The sequence below is a fragment of the Pseudomonas qingdaonensis genome (genome assembly GCF_018398475.1).
Classification (GTDB): domain Bacteria; phylum Pseudomonadota; class Gammaproteobacteria; order Pseudomonadales; family Pseudomonadaceae; genus Aquipseudomonas; species Aquipseudomonas palmensis.
The window spans coordinates 186,610-203,685 of record NZ_CP074676.1 but is presented as its reverse complement, the minus strand read 5'-3'; the positions used below and the strand labels follow the sequence as shown (position 1 = coordinate 203,685).

The window sequence follows — 17,076 nt, the reverse complement described above, 5'->3', positions numbered from 1 at the left end:
GATGAGTGCTGCCACCGCCCGCCAGACGGCGCACCCCAGCCCACCTGCGCAGCCCGCGCCACGGCACGCGTTGCACCCTGAGTTGAGCAGCGCGCAAGTGCGCCTGATCGGCGTCAACAAGACCTACCCCGGGCAGGCCACGGCGGCGCTGGCGGACATCGACCTGAACATCCAGCGCGGCGAGATCTTCGGCATCATCGGCCGCAGCGGCGCCGGCAAATCGTCGCTGATCCGCACCCTCAACCGCCTGGAGCAACCCAGCAGCGGCCGGGTGCTGATCGACCAGGTCGATATCGGCGAGCATAACGAGGACCACCTGGTGGCGTTGCGCCGACGCATCGGCATGATCTTCCAGCACTTCAACCTGATGTCGGCCAAGACCGTGTGGCAGAACGTCGAACTGCCGCTGAAGGTGGCCGGCGTGCCCAAGGCCCAGCGCCAGCGCAAGGTGGCCGAACTGCTGGAGCTGGTGGGCCTGCAGGACAAGCACGGGGTGTACCCGGCGCAGTTGTCGGGCGGGCAGAAGCAGCGCGTGGGGATTGCCCGCGCGCTGGTGCACGACCCGCAGATACTGCTGTGCGACGAGGCCACTTCGGCGCTGGACCCGGAGACCACCGGCTCGATCCTGGCGCTGCTGCGCGACATCAACCAGCGTCTGGGCCTGACCATCATCCTGATTACCCACGAGATGGCGGTGATCCGCGATATCTGCCATCGCGTGGTGGTGCTCGAGCGCGGGCGCATCGTCGAGCAGGGGGCGGTGTGGCAGGTGTTCGGCGACCCGCAGCACGCGGTCAGCAAGACCTTGCTGGCGCCGCTGCAGCCAGCCTTGCCGCAGCACCTGCAGGCCCGCCTGCTGCCCGAGGCGCCGAATGCGCAGGCCGCGCTGGTTCTGCGCCTGCGCGTCAGCGGGCGCGACCGCGAGGCACCGGAACTGTCGACGCTGTTCGCGTTGCTGGGCGGCCAGGTGAGCCTGCTGCAGGGCGGTATCGAACCGATCCAGGAACGTGCGCTGGGGCAGCTGGTGGTGTCGGTGGCCAACTCGGCGCACGGGCATGCGCAGGTGATCGAACGGGCGCGCCAGTGGGCGGCGCAGGTGGAGGTGCTGGGCTATGTGGTTTGATCGATTGTTGCAGGGGGTGCTCGACACCCTGCTGATGGTGGGCGTGTCGTCGCTGATCGCGTTGCTGGCGGGCATTCCGCTGGCGGTGATCCTGGTGACCAGCGGCAAGGGCGGCATCTACGAGGCGCCGCTGGTGAACCGCGTGCTGGGGGCGTTCGTCAACCTGTTCCGCTCGATACCGTTTCTGATCCTGATGGTGGCGTTGATCCCGTTCACGCGGCTGATCGTGGGCACCACGTATGGCGTGTGGGCGGCGGTGGTGCCGCTGACGATTGCGGCCACACCGTTTTTTGCGCGCATTGCCGAGGTGAGCCTGCGCGAGGTGGATCACGGGCTGATCGAGGCGGCGCAGGCGATGGGGTGCCGGCGCTGGCACATCGTCTGGCATGTGCTGTTGCCCGAGGCGCTGCCGGGCATCGTGGGCGGCTTCACCATCACCCTGGTGACCATGATCAATTCGTCGGCGATGGCCGGTGCGATTGGTGCCGGAGGGTTGGGGGACATCGCGTACCGGTACGGGTACCAGCGCTTCGACAGCCAGATCATGCTGACGGTGATCGTGATGCTGGTAGTGCTGGTGGCGTTGATCCAGCTGGGCGGGGACCGGTTGGCGCGGGGGTTGAACAAAAGATAGACCGCAGCGTCCGTATCGCGGGTCAAGCCCGCTCCCACAGGTCCGCTGAAGTCCTTGTGGGAGCGGGCTTGACCCGCGATTGGCCAGCCCGGACACATCCGGAGTCAATGACACCCTTCATGCAGGTGCACACCTGACTACCTTGAGATTTCAACCTCAAGGAGATCGACATGGACTGTCCAAGCTCTCGTTTCCTGCGCCGCGGCCGTTTCTCGGAACCTGGCCGGCTTTACCTGCTTACCAGCATCATCGAACACCGCAAACCTCTTCTTCGGGACTTCCACATCGCGCGCCTGGTGGTAGCCCAGTTCATGCAGGCGCAGCGAGAAGGCAGTGCACACTCGCTGGCCTGGGTCGTCATGCCTGACCACGTTCACTGGTTGATCGAGTTGCAGAACCTGACCCTGGCGACACTCATGCGACGTTTCAAGTCGCGCACGGGTTGTGCCGTACTCAAGGCTTGCAGGCATCAGGGGCGCATCTGGCAGCCCGGGTTTCATGATCGTGCGTTAAGACGGGAAGACGATGCGCGCGCAGTCGCCCGCTACATCGTTGCCAATCCTTTGCGGGCGGGGCTGGTAAAGCGGCTCGGCGACTATCCGCATTGGGACGCCGTATGGCTCTAGAACCGGTAACGGCCATCGCGGGGCGAGCCCGCTCCCACAGAGACAACACCGGACCTGTAGGAGCGGGCTCGACCCGCGATGGCCATCACTCGCGCTGCGGCTCCTTGATCTTGTACCAGGCCACATACAGCGCCGGCAAAAACAGCAAGGTCAGCAACGTGGCGACAATGATGCCGCCAATCATCGCGTAGGCCATCGGCCCCCAGAACACTTCCCGCGCAATCGGAATCATGCCCAGGCTCGCCGCCGCCGCCGTCAGCAGAATCGGCCGGCGACGATGGTCCGTGGCCTCCACCACCGCATCCCACGGCGCATACCCATCGGCCTCGTACGCATCGATCTGCGTCACCAGGATCACCGAGTTGCGGATGATGATCCCCGCCAGCGCCAGAATGCCCAGTATCGCCACGAACCCCATCGGCGTACCCGTGGGGATCAACGCCAGCACCACGCCAATCAACCCCAGCGGCGCCACGCTCGCCACCAGGAACAGCTTCTGCACACTGTGCAGCTGAATCATCAGGAACGTCGCCATCAGAAACAGCATCAACGGCACCACCTTGGCAATCGGCCCCTGGGCCTTGCCGCTCTCCTCCACCGTGCCCCCCGTCGCCACCTGATAACCGGCCGGCAACTTACGCGCAAACTCGTCGATCTGCGGCTTGAGCTGCGCCACCAGGTCGGTCGGCTGGATCTCGTCACGCACCGCCGCCTTGACCGTGATGGTCGGCTTACGGTCACGCCGCCACACCAGCGGCTGCTCCAGCTCGTAACGCACCGTGGCAAACGCCAACAAAGGAATCGAGGTGCCGCTGGGCGTCACGATCTGCAGGTTCTGCAGGGTCTGCGGCGAGTCACGCTCGCTGTCCACCGCGCGCCCGATCACGTCGATCAGGTAGATGTCATCGTTCACCTGGGTCACCGGCGAGCCGCTGACGATGCCGTTCATCAGGTTGGCCACGTCCTCGGACGACAGCCCAAGCTGGCGCGCCTTGTCCTGGGCAATGTCGATGCGCAGCACCTTGCCCGGCTCGTTCCAGTCGTAAATGATCTCGCCCACATGGGAGTTGCCATCGAGCAGCGCCGCCAGTTCGATCGCATGCTTGCGCACCTGGTCGATGTCCTTGCCGCTGACCCGGTACTGGATCGGCCGCCCCACCGGCGGGCCCATCTCCAGCGACTGCACGTAGCTGCCGATGCCGACAAAGTCCTTGCGCAGGCGCTCCTTCAGGCGCGCCGTGAGCGCCTCGCGCGACTCCAGGCCCTTGCTCACGATCACCAGCTGGGCGTAGTACGGGTTCTCCAGCTGCTGGTCCAGCGGCAGGTAGAAACGGATCGCGCCCTGACCGATGTAGGTACTCCAGCGCACGATGTCCGGGTCGTCCTTGAGGGTCGCCTCCAGCTTGTCCACCGCCTTGCGCGTCTCGTCGATGGAGGCGTTCTGCGGCAGGTTGAGGTCCACCAGGATCTCCGGACGGTCCGAGGACGGGAAGAACTGGTTCTGCACGAAGCGCATGCTGAACACCGCCAGGGCGAACAGCACCACGGTGCCGATGATGGTGATCCAGCGGTGGCGCATGCACCACAGCAGGCCATGGTTGAAACCGCGACCGATGCGCCCGGGCTCGGCGTCGTGGGCCTTGACCTTGGCGCTGAGCAGGTGCACCCCCAGCACCGGCGCGAACAGCACCGCCACCACCCACGACACCAGCAGCGCCACGGCGATCACCGCAAACAGGGTGAAGGTGTACTCGCCCGCGGAGCTGGCGTTCAGGCCGATGGGCACGAAACCCGCCACCGTCACCAGGGTGCCGGTGAGCATCGGGAAGGCGGTGGAGGTGTAGGCGAACGTGGCCGCCTGCTCCTTGCTCTCGCCCTTCTCCAGCCGCGTGACCATCACCTCCACGGTGATCATCGCATCATCCACCAGCAGGCCCAGCGCGATGATCAGCGCGCCGAGGGAGATCCGCTGCATGGTGATGCCGCTGTACTCCATGAACACGAACACCATGGCCAGCACCAGCGGGATCGAGCAGGCCACCACCAGCCCGGCACGCACCCCGAGGCTGATGAAGCTGACCACCAGCACGATCACCACCGCCTCGAACAGCGCACTGGTAAAGCCGCCCACGGCCTCCTCGACCACCACCGCCTGGTCCGACACAGTGTGCACGCCCACGCCCACCGGCAGGTCGGCGGTGGCGGCCTCCATGCGCTCGTGCAGCTGCTTGCCGAAGGCCTGGATGTTGCCGCCCTTCTTCATGCCGATGGCCAGGCCGATGGCAGGCTTGCCGTCGTAGCGGAACATCGGCGTGGGCGGGTCGGCGTAGCCGCGGCTGATCTCGGCGATATCGGCCAGGCGATAGAAGCGGTCGTCCAGGCGCAGGTTGACCTGCTCCAGGTCTTTCTCCGAGGCGAACTGGCCAGTGGTGCGCACCGAGATGCGCTCGGGGCCGGCCTCCATCACCCCGGCCGGGGTCACCGCGTTCTGCGCCTGCAACGCCTGCACCACCTGGCGCTGGTCGATGCCCAGGGCCGCCAGCTTGCGGGTGGAGAAGTTCAGGTACAGCACCTCGTCCTGCTGGCCGATCATCTCGACCTTGCCCAGCCCCGGCACCTCGCGGATTTCTGCACGTACCTGCTCGACGTAATCGCGCAGCTGGCGCATCGAGATGCCGTCGGCGGTGAACGCATACACCGAGCCGAACACATCGCCGAACTCGTCGTTGAAGCCGGGGCCCTGGATGCCCTGGGGGAACTCGCCGCGGATGTCCTGGATCTTCTTGCGCACCTGGTACCAGATCTGCGGGATGTCGCCAGCCTTGGTGGTATCGAGCAGGTTGACGAACACCGTCGACTCGCCGGGCCGGGTGTAGCTTTTCACGTAGTCGAGCGAGTCCAGTTCCTCGAGTTTCTTCTCGATGCGGTCGGTGACCTGCAGCAGGGTCTCGTCCTGGGTGGCGCCGGGCCAGCGGGTCTGGATGACCATGGTCTTGATGGTGAACGAGGGGTCCTCTTCACGGCCCAGGTTGAAATAGGAAAACACCCCCATCAGCAACGCGACGAACATCAGGTACCATACGAAGGATTGGTGCTTGAGTGCCCATTCCGACAGGTTGAAGCTTCCTTTCATCGCGGGCCTTCCTCATCGATTTTTACCTTCTGGCCAGGCTTGAGGCTGTTGACCCCCGCCGTGACCACACGCTCGCCCGGCTGCAGGCCGGCACTGAGCACCACGCTGTTGTCCAGCCGCTCGCTGACCTTCACGTCACGCAATGAAACCGTATGCTGCTGCGGGTCGACGACCCATACCCGGGTGTGCCCGTCGACCTCCTGCAGGGCGCTCAACGGCAGCTCGCTGCGCGGTTGGATCGCCGAGCTCAGGGTGACGCTGATGGCCGTGCCCAGGCGAAAGGCCTCGGGGGTGTCGGCCAGGGTCAGGCGCGCGCGCCGGGTACGCGTGGCCGCGTCGGCCTGGGGCTCGATCTCGCGCAGCACGGCACTGGTGTTCACGCTGGGGTCGAGCTGCGCGGCCACCAGGAACTTCACCTCGCCCGACAGTTCGTCGGCCAGGCCTGCGGGCAGGTCGATCACCGCCTCCTTGACGTCCGGGCGCGCCAGCGTGACCACGCCCTGGCCGGCGGTGACCACCTGCCCGGCCTCGGCCTGCCAGGCAGTGACCACGGCGGGGTGGTCGGCCTGCAAGGTGCTGTAGCCGAGCTGGTCGCGGGCCTGGTTGACCGCCGCCTTGGCCTGTTCGAGCGAGGCGCCGGTAGTCTTCAGGTCGGTCTGGGCGATGTCCAGCTGGGCCTGGGCCCCCACGCCCCGGTCGAACAGCTGCTGCTGACGACGGGCGTTGGCCTGGGCGTTGATCCACTGCGCCTGCACCTTGGCCAGGTCGCCTTCGGCGGCACGCAACTGGTTCTGCTGGTCGGTGGGGTCGAGGGTGGCCAGGGTGTCGCCGGCCTTCACCGTGGCGCCCACATCCACCCAGCGCCGGGCGATGCGCCCGCCCACGCGAAAGCCCAGGGTGCTTTCGTAGCGCGCCTGGATGGAGCCGGCAAAGCGCCCCAGGCGCGCCTGGTCCTGCGCCTGCACCACCTGGGACAGCACCGGGCGCACCGGCTCGGGCGGCGACTCGTCATCGGCGCAGGCGGTCAGCAACACACAACCGAACATCAGCCACAGGGTTCTCATTGCGTCACCCCGATATCGGCTGGGTCTGCCACTTCCACCTGCATGTCCGGGTGCAGCAGCTGCCCACCCGCAATCACCACGGTTTCGCCGCCCTTGAGGCCGTCGCCCACCACCACCTTGCCGGTGAGGTAGCGCAGCACCTTGACCTTGCGCAGGTTGACCTTGTTGTCCTGGCCCACCAGCCACACCGCCGGGTCATGCACATCCTTGGTCAGCGCCGACCACGGCAGCTCGATGCTCGGGGTGCCCTCGGCCCTGGCGGTGGCACTCACCACCGAGCCCAGCTGCATGGCCGGCGGCACCTCGCTCAGGCCCACCTTGACCTGCACCGTGCCGCTTTGCGCCGAGACCGTCGGGGTGATTTCACGCACGTGCCCCTTGGCTTGCACCTTGGGGTCGTCGAGCAGGCTGACGATGATCGCCTGCTGGGTGGGTGGCGCCATCAGCAGCGATTCGTAGACGTTGAACACCGCGTCGCGCTCGCCGTCGCGGGCCAGGGTGAAGATCGGCACGGTGGCCTGCACCACCTGCCCCACCTCAGCCTGGCGCGCGGTGATCACCCCGGGCGCCTCGGCGATCAGCGCGGTGTAGCTCAGTTGTTCGCGGGCGTTGGCCAGTTGCGCCTGGGCGGCCTTGAGCGCGCTCTGGCTGCTGCGCAGGGCGGCCTGGGCCGCGTCGTATTCGCTCTGGCTGGTGTAGCCCTTGGGCAGCAGCTTCTGCTGGCGCACGAAGGCGGCGGAAGTCTGGGTCACGCGAGCCTGTTCGGCGAAGACCTCGGCCTTGGCCGAGTCGACATTGGTTTGCAGGTCCTTGGGGTCCAGGCGCGCCAGCACCTGATTGGCGCTGACGTGATCGCCCACGTCGACGTTGCGCTCGATGATCTTGCCGCCCACGCGAAACGACAGGTCGGCCTGCACCCGTGCCTGAACATCGCCGGTGAGGGTCACGGAGGCTGCAAAGTCGCCGGCCTTGACCTGTTGCACCGCCACCCTGGGCAGGTCGGGTGCGGCGGCTTTCTTCTCGCCGCAGCCAAGCAGCAGCGCAAGCCCCAGGCAGACGATCAGGTTGGGGGGCGACACCGTCATGCGGGCTCCTTGCGTGGGTTCTGGGCAGTTGCTAGATGCGACTGTTAGCGTAGATCAGGGTTCCGCGTGCCGCTTGTCCTGGGGGCAATTGAGCACAGCGCCGACGTTGCGAGGGGTGGGTGGTGTCGCCTGCATCACGTTTGATCGCGGCGCTGGAGCAGGATGCGCAGAGCAACTGCATCGTGCTGGAGAAGGCGTTGGGGCAGACGCGGGGGGTGGGGCAAGGGCGGTGGCCGGAGAGAAGGCGGGGCCGCGGGGCGGCCCATCGCGGGTCAAGCCCGCTCCCACAAGGACCGTCGCTGTCTGTATGGGAGCGGGCTTGACCCGCGATAAGAGCGACGCGGTGTCAGGGCCTCAGCCCTGCCATTTGCCGCCCTCGACGATCACGCTCTCCGGCTTGGTGTCGTCGCTAAGCTCCTTGCGCACGTACTGGTCATACAGCTTGAGCAGGTACTTCTGCTCGCCCAGGCGCGCCAGCTCGCTGTTGACCCAGTCACGCAGCTCGATGTTGCCCTTCTTCACCGCCGGCGCAATCGGCGCTTCCTCGCCCAGCTTCTCGTCCAGCACACGGTAGCCCGGGTTCTGCTTGGACCAGCTGAACAGGATCAGGTTGTCCTGCGCATACGCATCGCCACGGCCATTGGCCAACGCCTGCAACGACTCGGAGTTCTTCTCGAACTTGAGCAGTTTCCAGTCCGGGTGGTTCTTGGTCAGCCAGATGTCCGCCGTGGTGCCGGTGGTGACGATGGTGGTCTTGGCCGCCAGGTCGTCGAGCTTCTTCACCTCGCTGCCCTCGGGCACCAGCGCCTGTACCGCCACGCGCAGGTTGGGGTTGGTGAACTCCACCGCTTCCTTGCGCTCCGGGGTCACGGTCATGTTGGCCAGAATCAGGTCGACCTTGTCGCTCTGCAGGAAGGGAATGCGGCTGGCCGGCTCCACGGCCACGAACTCGACCTTGTTCTCGTCGCCCAGCAGCGACTTGGCCAGCTCGCGACCGATGTCGGTGTCAAAACCCACATAGCGCCCGCTTTCATCCACATAGCCGAATGGCGGCTTGTCGGTGAACACGCCGACGATCAGTTTGTCGCGGGCCTTGATGGTTTCCAGGTAGCTGGTGGCCGGCGCTGCGGCATTGGCGGCAGGCTTGCTCGGCGCTTCGGATTTGTTGCAACCGGCCAGTACGGCCAGGGTGAACAGCGACAGCAGCAGTTTTGAAGCGTGGGCAGTCTTCATGACAGTTCCTTGTGTGGTGTCTTGGGCAGGCTTTCGACAAAGGAGAATTTCTCCAGGAACTGCTGCGCGCGTGCGGTCTGCGGGTTCGTAAAGAAGCTCTCGGGGGGGCTCTGTTCAAGGATCCTGCCGGCCTCCATGAACACGATGCGGTCGGCCACCGCGCGAGCGAAGGCCATTTCATGGGTCACGATCAACAGGGTCATGCCGTCGCGGGCCAGGCCCTGGATCACCTGCAGCACTTCCTTGACCATCTCCGGGTCGAGGGCGGCGGTCACCTCGTCGAACAGCATCACCTGCGGGTTCATGCACAGCGAACGCACAATGGCGATACGTTGCTGCTGGCCACCGGAAAGCTGGCGCGGATAGGCGTCGCGCTTGTCCAGCAGGCCCACCCGCGCCAGCAGTGCTTCGGCCTGGGCCTGGGCCTCGAGGCGTTCGCGTTTCTGCACCTTGAGCGGCCCGAGCAGCAGGTTTTCCATCACGCTCATGTGGCCGAACAGGTGGTAGCTCTGGAACACCATGCCCACCTGCTGGCGCACCTGGCGCCAGTCGGTGGCCTTGCTCAGCAGCTCTTTACCGGCCAGTGTCAGGCTGCCGCCGTGGGCCACTTCCAGGCCATTGAGGCAGCGCAGCAGGGTGCTCTTGCCACAGCCGCTGGGGCCCAGGATCACCACCACTTCGCCGCTGCGCACCTGCAGGTCGATGCCCTTGAGCACCTGGTGCTCACCGAAGAACTTGTTGAAACCCTTGAACTCGATCAATGCGCTCATGCGTGTGTCCAGCGCCGCTCCAGCGCCCGCGAGGCGGCCGACAGCGGGTAGCAGATGAAAAAGAAGAACAGGAACAGCGCGCCGTAGATCAGCACCGACTCATAGGTGCGCTCGATGATCTGCTGGCCCACCTTGATCACGTCCACCACGCCGATCAGCACTGCCAGCGAACTGGTCTTGATGATGCGCGTGTAGATGTTGATGGTCGGCGGGGTCATGCGCTTGAGTGCCTGGGGCAGCAGCACGTAGCCATACAGCTGCCAGCCATCCAGGCCGATCGACAGCCCCGCCTCGCGTTGCCCGCGCGGCAGCGAATGCAGTGCACCGCGCACCACCTCGCCCACCTCGCTGGCACCCCACAGCGACAGCACCAGCACCGCGCACCAGAAGCTGGGAATGCTCACGGCAAAGAAGATCGGCAGGCCGAAGAACAGCAGGTACAGCCACACCAGTACCGGTATCGCCCGAAACAGCTCCAGGTACACCCGCAGCACCAGGTTCACGCTGCGCTTGCCGAGGGTGGCGAGCACGCCGTAGAGCACCCCGCCCAGGGTGCTGAAGGCGATGCCCAGGGCCGAGATCGACAGGGTTTGCGCGGCGCCCTGGGCCAGTTGCGGCAGCGACACCAGCAGCAGTTCAAGACCCGAACTGGCCATGTTGCAACCTCCTTTCCAGGCGGCTCAGCAGCAGCGACAACGGCAAGAACAGCAGCACGCAGATCAGCGTCAGCACCGCGAGCATTTCGTAGGTCTTGTAGTACAGGGCGATGTAGCTCTTGGTGGTGTAGAGAATCTCGGGCACCGCCACCGCCGACACCACGGTGGTTTCCTTGAGCAGGAAGATGAAGTTGGCGAACAGCGCCGGCAGGCTGAGGATGCCGGCCTGGGGCAGGATCACGTGGCGCAGCAGCTGGCCTTCGGACAACCCGATGGAGCGGCCGGACTCCAGCTGTGCGGCAGGCACCGCCTCGACGCCGGCGCGCAGCACCTCGGTCAGGTAGGCACCGCCGAGAAACGTCATGGTGATGATCGCGGCGGCGAAGCCGGAAATCTTCAGGCCCAGGCTGGGCAGCGCGAAGTACACGAAAAACAGCTGGATCAGCAGCGGCGTGTTGCGTGCCAGCTCCACGTACAGGCCCACGGCACGCTGCAGGTAGGGCGTGCGGTAGACCAGGATCGCGGTGTTGATCACAGCCACCACCAGCGAGGTGGCGATGGCGATCAGGCCGACCTGCAGGGTGACCCCGACGGCCTTGAGAAACGCGGGCAATGTGCTGAGGATGAATGCGACGTCGAAGCTCATCGGCGTGGCCTCGGCGTCCGAAACAGGGTGCGCTGCATGGGGGTGGTCTCGAACCGGCCCGAGGGTAGACGGGCGGTGGCGGCTAGGGTTGGGCGTGCCGGTAAGCACTTTGGTAATACTCTAAAGCTATAAAAATATTTATTTAAATATCTTTATTGCATATTGATATCACGCAAAAAACTAACCGCAAATTTCCTCGTGGCAGGCGGGATCTTTCCCGCGCGCGCGCCATCAAACAGCTGTCGTGCGCGGCCCCGTGGGCCGTTCAACCCACAAGGAAAACAACACCATGAACAGCGACCAGCCGACCCTCGACCCCAGCGAACTGATCAAATGGCTGACGGCCCTGCGCCGCGCGGTCAACACACCACGCTGAAACCCCATTCAAAAAAAAACGCCGACCCGGTAACCGGAGTCGGCGTTTTGCATCGTGCGGTCTACAGCGGGCGAATCAGAACGCCGGCAGTACCGCGCCTTTGTATTTCTGCTCGATGAAGGCTTTCACTTCAGGGCTGGTCAGGGCCTTGGCCAGCTTCTGGATGGCGTCGCTGTCCTTGTTGTCGGGGCGCGCCACCAGGAAGTTCACGTAAGGCGAGTCGGAACCCTCGATCACCAGGGCATCCTTGGCCGGGTTCAGGCCGGCTTCCAGCGCATAGTTGGTGTTGATCATGTCCAGGTCGACCTGGTCCAGCACGCGTGGCAGCAGGGCCGACTCAAGCTCCTTGAACTTGAAGTTGTGCGGGTTCTTGGCGATGTCCTTGGGCGTGGCCAGGGCGTTTTTCGGATCTTTGAGTTCGATCAGCCCGGCCTTCTGCAGCAGGATCAGCGCACGGCCACTGTTGGAGCCTTCGTTGGGGATGGCGATGGTGGCGCCGTCCTTGAGCTCGGCCAGGCTCTTGACCTTCTTCGAGTAGCCACCGAACGGTTCGACGTGTACGCCGATCACGGTTTCCAGGTGGGTGCCTTTACCTTCGTTGAAGCTCTTGAGGTAGGGCAGGGTCTGGAAGTAGTTGGCGTCCAGACGCTTCTGATCGACCTGCACGTTGGGCTGCACGTAGTCGGTGAACACCTTGATTTCCAGGTCCACGCCTTCCTTGGCCAGGGTTGGCTTGATCAGCTCGAGGATCTCGGCGTGGGGCACCGGGGTGGCGGCAACCACCAGCTTCTGGCCGGCGTGGGCGAAACCTGCAACCGACAGAGCGGCTGCCAATGCAGTCAACAACAAAGCCTTTTTCATGCGCAGTCCTTATTCGAATCACAGCCATCGTCGACGGCGAAAGAGAGGGTGCCAGTATTGTGCTAGCTGGCGTGGAGGCGACAATACCGAGATTTTTTATTCCTTAACAATATCTTTTATGCAGACGCTTATATCTTTTTGACTGATAAAGAAGAGAGCACCGGCTGGCCTGCCAGGTGCATCCGGCGCCGCAACAGACAATGCTCGCGGTCTATCGATTAGCGGTCTCGATGGCAACCTCGGTGATGACAGTGGCCAGTTCCTTCTCGAGTGCACCATCACCCTGCACATTGGCGTAGATGTCATACCTGATCTCATGCGTGGAATTCATCCAGCGCAATCCTGTCCTCCTGACCCCACCCATTACTTTTTCCGACGTTTTCACCAGGGGCTTGCCGGGGTCCTGAGGCTTGGCGTAATCATCGTCGTAAACCACCACGCGCTGTGTCAGCTCGCGCTCATAGTGGGTCTCGTAGGTCACCACATAATCATCGCCGCACGAATAAAGCGACATGACGCCGTTCAAGCCGCCCTCCTTCATCTCGACCCCGGAGGGGAGTTCTTTGGACAGCCGACATTGCAACTTCTCGATCGCTGCTCGGGATTGCGATTTGAATCGGACGGCTTGAGCCAGCCTTCTGTCGCTCGCCTGGGCGAGTGTGATCATCGAACTGAATTGCTCGAAACCAGGAAAGGTCGAGTTCTTCTCTGGCTCGGCCGTGGGCGAGACCGCCCTTTTCTCAATGACCTTCTGGATATGGGTATTGCCACTGAGCGGTAGAATCTCCAGCTCGGCGCTTGCCGAAAAGGAAGCGAGCAGCGTGCTCATGCACAGCATCGACAGGCGCATCAGCGGCTGGCCTGGGCAAGGAAGACACGTACCGCGCAAGGTAGGTTTTTCATGAATATCCTTTCAATGCTTCAAGCGATCCAAGGCTTGCGAAGCAAGAAGGTAATCCACCTCATTCGCATCTGCAACGGTTGCTCCGCAGACAACCGCCTGTGCGTTACGCCTACACACCCAACCGCAGCGCCACCTTCTCCAGCAAGGCCTTCAGGCCACTGCGCTCACTTGCACCTGCGCGCAGCAACACCTCGATCTGCCGCTCCAACGCGGCCAGCGGCGTCAAGGTTTCCGGCAGGTTCAGATGCTCGGGCAGTATTTCCTCCCCGCTGCTGACCAGCAGGGCGAAGTGAATGACGTTTTCCAGTTCGCGGGTGTTGCCCGGCCAGCTGTGCAGTTCCAGCACCCGCTGCGCGGCCTCGCTGAGCAGCGGCGGCACGGCCAGGTTCAGGCGCGGGCTGTAGATGCCCACGAAGTACTCGGCCAGCGGCAGGATATCGCCCACCCGCTCGCGCAACGCGGGCAGCTCGAGGCGGCCTTCGTGCAGGTAGTGGTAGAGACGGTCGTGGAACTTGCCGGCGGCCACCGCCTGGGCCAGGTCGATGCTGGAGGCGGCCACCAGGCGCACGTCCACCGGGTTGGGTTGCTGGGCGCCAACGCGGGTGACTTCGCGGTTTTCCAGGGCAGCCAGCAGCTTGACCTGGATCGGCAGCGGCAGGTCGGCGATTTCATCCAGGTACAGCGTGCCGCCGTTGGCCGAGCCGAACCAGCCGGCGCGGCTGCTGGCGGTACCACTGTGGGCGCCGGCGCTGTAGCCGAACAGTTCGGCGTCGGCGTAGGTGGGGCTGATGGCGCCGCAGTTGACCGAGACGAACAGCCCGCCGCGGTCGCTGGCGCGGTGGATCTGCCGGGCCAGCAGCTCCTTGCCGGTGCCGCTTTCGCCGCGGATCAGCACGGGCAAGGCCAGCGGCGCCAGCAGCTCCAGCTCTTCGCGCAGCTGGCGCGAGCGCGGGTCGACGAACACCAGCGCCTTGGCGCGGATGCTCAACGGGCTCTTGTCGCTCTCGGGGAAGGTCAGCAGTGGCTGGCCGTAGGTGTCGTGAAGGCTCATGGCAAACTCCCGCCCGAGCGACTCACGGCGCGGACGTCTTGATGAAAAAGAGGGTAGCGCCCGGGGTCAGGCGCGACGCAGTGCGTGCTGTTCCAGGCGGCTCTGCAGGCGATAGAGGTAGGCAAAGCCCTGCTCCCAGCGCCGGTGTCCAGACTTGACGTTGATATGCCCGGCGCCGCCGAGCACACCGGCTTCTGCGCCCCAGGCGCGAGCCAGTTGCATCGCCCGTGGCGCGCTGACCGCCGGATCGTTGTCGGAGGTGACCACCTGGCTGGGAAACGGCAGCAGGTTCTGCGGAATCGGCGCGAAGTTGCGCAGGGCCGGTGCACAGGCCGGGCGTTCGACGTCGGCCGGGGCCACCAGCAGTGCGCCACGTACCTGCTGCAGCAGGGTTTCGCTGGCGTGGGCGGCCCAATGCGCGACGGTGATGCAGCCCAGGCTGTGGGCGATCAGGATCACCGGCGAGGTGTCGGCGGCGATGGCATGTTCGAGCGCGGCAACCCAGTCTTCACGACGCGGGGTGATCCAGTCGGCCTGTTCGACGCGGGCACTGTTGGGCAGGCTGTTCTGCCAGTGGGTTTGCCAGTGATCGTCTGGCGATCCTTGCCAGCCCGGCACAATCAGGTAACGAATCGACTCATTGCGCATGAGATGCCTCCTGCTGGGTTTGCATTGCATGAGGGCAAGTATAGGGCGGGGGTTATATTCGTAAAGGAATAAGAAGCTATTTATTAATAACCAAAACTGCTTTCCGAATACTGTGTGCAACCCTGTGGGCGCTGGTATCGGCGCCTTCGGAACGGGCATAAAAAAAGGGGCCGTCCCCTGCCAGGATACGGCCCCCGAATGCGTTGCCCTTACCGTTGCATCGTGTTCAACGCGCGGTGATCACCGAAAGCTTGGTGATACCCGCCCGCTCGATCGAGGCCATGGCGCGCGCCACTTCCCCATAATTCACACCGTCGTCCGCCTGCAGTTGCACGCGTACCTCCGGGTCCTTGGCCTTGGCCGCCTGCAAGCTGGTCTCCAGCAAGTCCGGCTGGATCTCGTCCTTGTTGATGAACAACTTGCCGCCCCCATCGATGCTCACCACCAGCGGGTCCTTCTGCTCCACCGGGGCCACGGCCTCGGTCTTGGGCAGGCTGATCGGGATCGCGTTGGTCAACAACGGCGCGGTCACGATGAACACCACCAGCAGCACCAGCATCACGTCCACCAGCGGCGTCACGTTGATCTCGCTGAGTACCTCGTCACTGTCCTGGGTAGAAAAGGCCATGTCAGGACGCCTCTTTCACAGGTTGGCCGCTCACTGTTGCAGCTTTGTGAAGCGCAGGGTGCACCAGCACGCGGAAGGCACTCTTCTGCGCCAGGCTGTAGAAGTCGTGGGCAAAGTCGTCGAGGTCGGCCGCCGTGAGTTTCAGGCGACGCAGGAAGTAGTTGTAAACCAGCACCGCCGGCACCGCGACCGCGATCCCCACACCCGTGGCCACCAGCGCCGCACCAATCGGCCCGGCCACGGTTTCCAGGCTCGCCGAGCCCGCCGCACTGATGCCCTTGAGCGCTTCCATGATGCCCCACACGGTACCGAACAGGCCGATGAACGGCGACGTGCTGCCGATACTGGCCACCACCGCCAGGCCGGTTTCCAGCGAGCGGCGCTCACGCACGATCTGCTGGCGCAGGGCACGTTCGAGGCGGTCCTGGTGATTGATCGCCTGGCTCAGGTCATTGGCCTGGCCGGGCTCGCCCACCGCGATGGCGGCGTAGCCGGCCTGGGCCACGCGGGCGGCGGCGCCGGGCTGGGTCTGGGTGAGTTCGGCGGCCGAATCAAGGCTTGAGGCTGCCCAGAACTGCTTGTGGAAGCGCTTGTCCTGGTTCTTAAGGCGGGCGAACTGCAAGCCCTTGACCAGGGCCAGGCCCCAGGTCGCGACGGAAAACACCACCAGCAGCCAGATCACCGCGCTTTCGATGGATTCAAGGGGGGATGCCAATACACTCATGATGGTTTCTCTCTGTTAGCGCGAAATTTTTAGCGAATCTTGAAATCGATCGGCACGCTGACCCAGCCCGCCTGGGCCACGTCGCCCTGCTTGGCCGGCACGAAGCTCCAGCGCTTTACCGCCGCCAGCGCGGCATCGTCGAGCTGCTGGCGACCACTGCTCTTCTGCAACTGGATCTCGCCAGGCTTGCCGCTGGGCAACACATGCACCCGCAGCAGCACGGTGCCTTCCCAGCCGCGACGCTGGGCCAGCGACGGGTATTCCGGCGCCGGGTTCTTCAGGTACGCCGCGCTGGCCGAAGCCGGGGTCACCGGCGCCGGGGCAGGTGGCGCAGGCGGGGCGGCAGGTTGTGGCGGTGCCGGCGGCGGCTCGACCGGTTTGGGCGCAGGCTTGGGCTCCGGCTTGGGCACCGGCTTTGGCTTGGGCTTGGGTACCGGCTTGGGCGGTGGCGGCGGCTTGACGGCCAACTCGTCGACCACCGGCGGTGGCGGCTCCACCACAGGCTCGGCCGGCGCCGGGGGCGGCGGCTCGACAACCGGTGGCGCCGGCTGGGAAAACTCGATGGTCATCGGCGGGATTTCCGGTGGAACCACCGGCAACACCGGGGCCGGTGCCTGGCTGACCCAGTAGGCCACGGCACCATGCAGCACCAGCGCGAAAACCCCGAGCAGCACCTTCTCGCGGCCCTTCAAGGCACTACGCGGGGTGCGCTGCAAGCGCTGTTGCGCCAGCGGCAACCGGTGCGGCCGACCGAGGTCGACCAGCTCGCCGCCCGGCGCCTGGCGCCAAAGCACATCGAGAGCACTGGCGGCGGTCTGGACATTACCCATTGATCAACTCCTGGGAGGTTCGGTGCATGTGCATCGAAGGCCGCCCGGTCTGGCCGGCCTTCGCTGAGGTGGATGATCGACGCG

At 64.8% G+C, this 17,076-nt stretch carries 17 protein-coding genes and 1 pseudogene; 4 read left to right on the top strand and 14 right to left on the bottom strand.

Features of this window, described 5'->3' with window-relative positions:
• Position 1: 1 nt before the first annotated feature.
• The 3 genes from KH389_RS00915 to KH389_RS00905 all read left to right on the top strand — a co-directional run bounded on the left by KH389_RS00915 (position 2) and on the right by KH389_RS00905 (position 2,383).
• Positions 2–1,123, top strand: a complete 1,122-nt coding sequence (locus KH389_RS00915; protein ID WP_043861591.1) for a methionine ABC transporter ATP-binding protein — start codon at positions 2–4, stop codon at positions 1,121–1,123.
• Positions 1,113–1,757 carry a methionine ABC transporter permease gene (locus KH389_RS00910; protein ID WP_054915900.1) on the top strand — a complete coding sequence of 215 codons (645 nt, stop codon included), beginning with the start codon at positions 1,113–1,115 and terminating at the stop codon, positions 1,755–1,757. Before KH389_RS00915 ends, KH389_RS00910 begins: the two co-directional genes overlap by 11 nt.
• Positions 1,758–1,927: 170 nt before the next feature.
• Positions 1,928–2,383: an REP-associated tyrosine transposase gene (locus tag KH389_RS00905; protein ID WP_054915899.1), complete on the top strand. Its 456-nt coding sequence runs from the start codon at positions 1,928–1,930 to the stop codon at positions 2,381–2,383.
• A gap of 85 nt (positions 2,384–2,468) precedes the next feature.
• Here the strand turns inward: KH389_RS00905 and KH389_RS00900 are convergent, their stop codons facing one another.
• From KH389_RS00900 to KH389_RS00890, 3 genes are read right to left on the bottom strand one after another with little or no spacing between them, the layout of a single operon-like run.
• A complete protein-coding gene (locus KH389_RS00900; RefSeq protein WP_043861588.1) occupies positions 2,469–5,516 on the bottom strand; it encodes an efflux RND transporter permease subunit in 3,048 nt (1,015 codons plus the stop codon).
• The gene (locus KH389_RS00895; RefSeq protein ID WP_213606692.1) at positions 5,513–6,580 is read right to left on the bottom strand and encodes an efflux RND transporter periplasmic adaptor subunit; all 1,068 of its coding nucleotides are present in this window, start codon (positions 6,578–6,580) and stop codon (positions 5,513–5,515) included. The genes KH389_RS00900 and KH389_RS00895 overlap by 4 nt, the downstream gene beginning before the upstream one ends.
• The gene (locus tag KH389_RS00890; protein ID WP_043861586.1) at positions 6,577–7,665 is read right to left on the bottom strand and encodes an efflux RND transporter periplasmic adaptor subunit; all 1,089 of its coding nucleotides are present in this window, start codon (positions 7,663–7,665) and stop codon (positions 6,577–6,579) included. Before KH389_RS00890 ends, KH389_RS00895 begins: the two co-directional genes overlap by 4 nt.
• Before the next feature lie 101 nt (positions 7,666–7,766).
• Here KH389_RS00890 and KH389_RS27235 point away from each other — a divergent pair.
• Positions 7,767–7,904: pseudogene (locus tag KH389_RS27235) on the top strand (AAA family ATPase); the annotation flags it as partial.
• Between the two features lie 115 nt (positions 7,905–8,019).
• On the opposite strand, the gene KH389_RS00885 reads toward KH389_RS27235, so the two are convergent.
• From KH389_RS00885 to KH389_RS00835, 11 genes are all read right to left on the bottom strand, one after another.
• Complete coding sequence (locus KH389_RS00885) at positions 8,020–8,898, bottom strand: transporter substrate-binding domain-containing protein (protein WP_054915897.1); 879 nt, start codon at positions 8,896–8,898, stop codon at positions 8,020–8,022.
• Positions 8,895–9,668, bottom strand: coding sequence for an amino acid ABC transporter ATP-binding protein (locus KH389_RS00880; RefSeq protein ID WP_043859913.1), 774 nt, complete (start codon positions 9,666–9,668; stop codon positions 8,895–8,897). Before KH389_RS00880 ends, KH389_RS00885 begins: the two co-directional genes overlap by 4 nt.
• A complete protein-coding gene (locus KH389_RS00875; RefSeq protein ID WP_043859912.1) occupies positions 9,665–10,324 on the bottom strand; it encodes an amino acid ABC transporter permease in 660 nt (219 codons plus the stop codon). The genes KH389_RS00880 and KH389_RS00875 overlap by 4 nt, the downstream gene beginning before the upstream one ends.
• Entirely contained in the window at positions 10,305–10,970 is a 666-nt protein-coding gene (locus KH389_RS00870; RefSeq protein WP_043859911.1) for an amino acid ABC transporter permease, read from the bottom strand. The genes KH389_RS00875 and KH389_RS00870 overlap by 20 nt, the downstream gene beginning before the upstream one ends.
• 451 nt (positions 10,971–11,421) lie before the next feature.
• The gene (locus KH389_RS00865) at positions 11,422–12,207 is read right to left on the bottom strand and encodes a MetQ/NlpA family ABC transporter substrate-binding protein (RefSeq protein ID WP_043859910.1); all 786 of its coding nucleotides are present in this window, start codon (positions 12,205–12,207) and stop codon (positions 11,422–11,424) included.
• Between the two features lie 211 nt (positions 12,208–12,418).
• Positions 12,419–13,057 (bottom strand): hypothetical protein, encoded by a 639-nt coding sequence (locus tag KH389_RS00860; RefSeq protein WP_054915895.1) that lies wholly within the window; start codon positions 13,055–13,057, stop codon positions 12,419–12,421.
• Between the two features lie 163 nt (positions 13,058–13,220).
• Entirely contained in the window at positions 13,221–14,162 is a 942-nt protein-coding gene (locus KH389_RS00855) for a sigma 54-interacting transcriptional regulator (protein ID WP_043859908.1), read from the bottom strand.
• Between the two features lie 66 nt (positions 14,163–14,228).
• The gene (locus tag KH389_RS00850) at positions 14,229–14,810 is read right to left on the bottom strand and encodes an alpha/beta hydrolase (RefSeq protein WP_043859907.1); all 582 of its coding nucleotides are present in this window, start codon (positions 14,808–14,810) and stop codon (positions 14,229–14,231) included.
• A 226-nt stretch (positions 14,811–15,036) separates the two neighbouring features.
• Complete coding sequence (locus tag KH389_RS00845) at positions 15,037–15,438, bottom strand: ExbD/TolR family protein (RefSeq protein ID WP_043859906.1); 402 nt, start codon at positions 15,436–15,438, stop codon at positions 15,037–15,039.
• 1 nt (position 15,439) lies between these two features.
• A complete protein-coding gene (locus KH389_RS00840; protein ID WP_043859905.1) occupies positions 15,440–16,162 on the bottom strand; it encodes a MotA/TolQ/ExbB proton channel family protein in 723 nt (240 codons plus the stop codon).
• 29 nt (positions 16,163–16,191) lie between these two features.
• Positions 16,192–16,992 carry an energy transducer TonB gene (locus tag KH389_RS00835; protein ID WP_043859904.1) on the bottom strand — a complete coding sequence of 267 codons (801 nt, stop codon included), beginning with the start codon at positions 16,990–16,992 and terminating at the stop codon, positions 16,192–16,194.
• Positions 16,993–17,076 lie beyond the last annotated feature (84 nt).

What these genes read in the sequence shown, in the direction of transcription:
- KH389_RS00915 (WP_043861591.1), top strand. Translation starts at nt 2, where the DNA reads ATGAGTGCTGCCACCGCCCGCCAGACGGCGCACCCCAGCCCACCTGCG.
- KH389_RS00910 (WP_054915900.1), top strand. Translation starts at nt 1,113, where the DNA reads ATGTGGTTTGATCGATTGTTGCAGGGGGTGCTCGACACCCTGCTGATG.
- KH389_RS00905 (WP_054915899.1), top strand. Translation starts at nt 1,928, where the DNA reads ATGGACTGTCCAAGCTCTCGTTTCCTGCGCCGCGGCCGTTTCTCGGAA.
- KH389_RS00900 (WP_043861588.1), bottom strand. Translation starts at nt 5,516, where the DNA reads ATGAAAGGAAGCTTCAACCTGTCGGAATGGGCACTCAAGCACCAATCC.
- KH389_RS00895 (WP_213606692.1), bottom strand. Translation starts at nt 6,580, where the DNA reads ATGAGAACCCTGTGGCTGATGTTCGGTTGTGTGTTGCTGACCGCCTGC.
- KH389_RS00890 (WP_043861586.1), bottom strand. Translation starts at nt 7,665, where the DNA reads ATGACGGTGTCGCCCCCCAACCTGATCGTCTGCCTGGGGCTTGCGCTG.
- KH389_RS00885 (WP_054915897.1), bottom strand. Translation starts at nt 8,898, where the DNA reads ATGAAGACTGCCCACGCTTCAAAACTGCTGCTGTCGCTGTTCACCCTG.
- KH389_RS00880 (WP_043859913.1), bottom strand. Translation starts at nt 9,668, where the DNA reads ATGAGCGCATTGATCGAGTTCAAGGGTTTCAACAAGTTCTTCGGTGAG.
- KH389_RS00875 (WP_043859912.1), bottom strand. Translation starts at nt 10,324, where the DNA reads ATGGCCAGTTCGGGTCTTGAACTGCTGCTGGTGTCGCTGCCGCAACTG.
- KH389_RS00870 (WP_043859911.1), bottom strand. Translation starts at nt 10,970, where the DNA reads ATGAGCTTCGACGTCGCATTCATCCTCAGCACATTGCCCGCGTTTCTC.
- KH389_RS00865 (WP_043859910.1), bottom strand. Translation starts at nt 12,207, where the DNA reads ATGAAAAAGGCTTTGTTGTTGACTGCATTGGCAGCCGCTCTGTCGGTT.
- KH389_RS00860 (WP_054915895.1), bottom strand. Translation starts at nt 13,057, where the DNA reads ATGCGCCTGTCGATGCTGTGCATGAGCACGCTGCTCGCTTCCTTTTCG.
- KH389_RS00855 (WP_043859908.1), bottom strand. Translation starts at nt 14,162, where the DNA reads ATGAGCCTTCACGACACCTACGGCCAGCCACTGCTGACCTTCCCCGAG.
- KH389_RS00850 (WP_043859907.1), bottom strand. Translation starts at nt 14,810, where the DNA reads ATGCGCAATGAGTCGATTCGTTACCTGATTGTGCCGGGCTGGCAAGGA.
- KH389_RS00845 (WP_043859906.1), bottom strand. Translation starts at nt 15,438, where the DNA reads ATGGCCTTTTCTACCCAGGACAGTGACGAGGTACTCAGCGAGATCAAC.
- KH389_RS00840 (WP_043859905.1), bottom strand. Translation starts at nt 16,162, where the DNA reads ATGAGTGTATTGGCATCCCCCCTTGAATCCATCGAAAGCGCGGTGATC.
- KH389_RS00835 (WP_043859904.1), bottom strand. Translation starts at nt 16,992, where the DNA reads ATGGGTAATGTCCAGACCGCCGCCAGTGCTCTCGATGTGCTTTGGCGC.